This is a genomic window from Prosthecobacter sp. (assembly GCF_044222345.1).
Lineage (GTDB): Bacteria > Verrucomicrobiota > Verrucomicrobiia > Verrucomicrobiales > Verrucomicrobiaceae > Prosthecobacter.
This window is the reverse complement of the sequence record NZ_JBGANL010000156.1, coordinates 1-2,634: the sequence shown is the minus strand read 5'-3', so window position 1 is coordinate 2,634 and position 2,634 is coordinate 1. Positions and strand designations below refer to the sequence as shown.

2 protein-coding genes are annotated in these 2,634 nt (G+C 60.4%); both read right to left on the bottom strand.

The window, feature by feature from the left end:
* Positions 1-110: 110 nt before the first annotated feature.
* The gene (locus ACILSL_RS27550; protein WP_395735278.1) at positions 111-1,058 is read right to left on the bottom strand and encodes an IS110 family transposase; all 948 of its coding nucleotides are present in this window, start codon (positions 1,056-1,058) and stop codon (positions 111-113) included.
* Between the two features lie 357 nt (positions 1,059-1,415).
* The coding region (locus ACILSL_RS27545) for a hypothetical protein (RefSeq protein ID WP_395735277.1) at positions 1,416-2,634 on the bottom strand (1,219 nt) is incomplete at its 5' end.

Genomic DNA, 2,634 nt, shown 5'->3' with positions numbered 1-2,634 from the left:
AGCGTGGCAGCGTGGAAGCGGGCGTGAGGTGAGGGGCTGATCAGAGCCTTGTCATACCTCCGCTCATTAAGTCTTGTGAAAGCCAGCGATCACTTCCAGCAGCAACTGTGTCAGTGAGCAAGCTGGAAGTTGGGGCAGGCGATCAATTTGTTGAGGACGCAGAGCAGTTTGCGCATGACGGCGGTGATGGCGACTTTGAAGGGCTTGCCGCGTTGCACGAGGCGCTGGAAGAAGGCTTTGAGCACGGGGTTGAGACGGACGCTGCGCAAAGACGCCATGTAGAGCACTCTTCGCACTTTGTGACGGCCACCCTGGATGTGCCGCTCTCCTCTCATCGGGCCGCTGTCATGAGGATGCGGGGCCAGCCCTGCCAGCGAGCTGATGCACGCATCGCTGAGCAAGCCGAGTTCCGGCAGTTCAGCCATCAAGGTGGCGGCGGATACCGAGGCGATGCCTTGCATCTGTTGCAGGCGTTTTGCCTTGGCGCTGGCCTCCGGCCGGGCCAACAGGGCGGCGATGAGTTTCTCAAGTGCACGGATTTGCTGGCCGAGTGTTTTGATCAGCGCCGTGGCCTGTTTGCAGAGCGTGGCGTGGGTGATCTGATGCAATTGCGTCTTCTGCACGGCTCGTGCCGCCACCAGTTGCTCACGTCGGCTGACCAGATCGGCGAGTTCCATTTCCCAGTCTGCCGGCAGGTGGTCTGCCTTGGGCTTGAGCGTCTGCCCGAAGCGGCTGAGCACCGCCGCGTCGATCTGGTCGGTCTTGGCGAGTTTCATGGTGGCCTTGGCAAAATGCCTCACACGGGCGGGATTGATGCGGCTGACGGCCTTGTCGGCGTGCAGCAGGGCGAGCCACAGCGCATGTTCGTAGCCGCCGCTGGCCTCCAGCACGACATGGGCGTTGGCGGGCAGAGAGTTGATGAGCTTGGAATGTCCGGCCTTGGTGTTGGCCATGCGCTGGACGGTGCCGGGTTTGAGACCGTGGATGTCGAGCCATTTGGCACAGACATCCACGCCGATGTGGACAACGCCCCCTATGGAGGCAGGATGGGTGTTCATGGTTGGGATGAGTTTGAGTTGCTGGACTTCATTCTTGTGATGCGAGCTGCCGCGCCGGGTCGCCCTGGCGCAGGCTCAGTCAACTGTTCGAGTTCAAGCTTGTCCTGGCGCGTGAGCGAACGTGCTGCTGGGTCGGCCTCAAAGGGCCTTGATTCAGGTCGGTCTGTCTCACTCGCTCTCGGGGGTGTTGGCCGTCACCAACACTCCCGAGTTCCAAGCCTCCTCTTTTGTCAGCCAGGAATCAGGACTCCTCCACATACAAGATTCAAGGAGGCCAGCAGATTGGTCATTTAGAATAATCTGCGGGCCTCCCTGAATCTGCTGAAAATCACAAACCATGACGATGTCGGATAAGGATCAGTATTTCGGAAAGATGGCCGGACTCGGAAAGCGCTCGTCGATGTTGGAGGCGCCGTTGCCGAGATACTCTTCGCGCGGCAAGTGGACATCCGGCCAGCCGCTGGGACGAACTTTGACGATGCGTGTGGGGCGCATGCCTTCGGTGATGAGATCGGTCTCGAACTTGATCTGGATGCCGCTGCTGCCGAGCGGCGCTTGGCCGGGCAGTTGAGTGACCTCGAGCAGCTTGCCACGAGCGGCCATCTGCGTGGGTCCGGCGGTGCCGCCTTCGGTGTGCTTGAGCGTGTTCTCGACGGCGTTCATCAGTGCATTTCCGCCTTGTTTGAAGTCCGCGTAGAGCGAGGCGTCCATGCCGCCGAAGAGCGTCGCGGTCACGGTGGCGCGACCAAACTTGCCATACTCGACTGCATCGACCCATGCGGGCATCCAACGGCCGCGGATGAAGGCCTTGTGCGTTTCGGTCTGGCGAAGCGTCGCGTTTTGGACCGCGTCGTCATCCAGCCAGATATCTGATATGTGAAAGCGGCCGAACACACCGCCGGGCGTAGGCTTCCAGGTGAGGCCGAGTTGCACGACTTGCCCATTGAGCGTCTTCTTTCCGTCGGCAGGCCATGCGCCTTCGTCGATGAGGTTCTTGATGAGCAAACATTCGTGGCCACGCCAGGCGCGGGTGGCGGCATCGAAGGTGAGCGCTTCATCGCTGGCATTTTTGTTCGCTTCATTCTTGGCGCTGCAGGTCGCGGTGAGAGTTCCCGCGAGATTCTTGATCTCCAGTTCCTTCAACTTCCACACGAGGCCTTCGCGCTGACAGCGGCTGGGCTCATCTTCGAGTAACAAGACGTGATTCTCTGCGGGCGCGGTGCCGAGATTGCCAGCCTTTGTTTTTTCGCGGCTGTTCACCGGCAAGACAGGCACGGACGAAGTCTTTGGATCGGGCGGCAGGAACGCGCGGACATGCAGCATGGTTCCCAGCGGAATGTCCCGCAGATCCGCCGGCGCACCTTGATATCGCACAATGGCATACGGCAGCAGCGCGAACGGATTCGGAGCGGTAGTGCGGAAGATGCCCGGTGATCTCACGCGGAGGCTGCCGCGACGGTTCGCATGATCGACAAAGGTGAGTTCGCCGCGATACGCGTGCGCTTTCTCCAACGGCGGAAACTTTCCCGCTTCGGGACGGAAGACTTCAGTTCCTGGTTCTTTGTTCTTGGTTCTT

Coding starts and splice junctions, on each gene's coding strand:
- ACILSL_RS27550 (WP_395735278.1), bottom strand. CDS start 1,058: ATGAACACCCATCCTGCCTCCATAGGGGGCGTTGTCCACATCGGCGTG.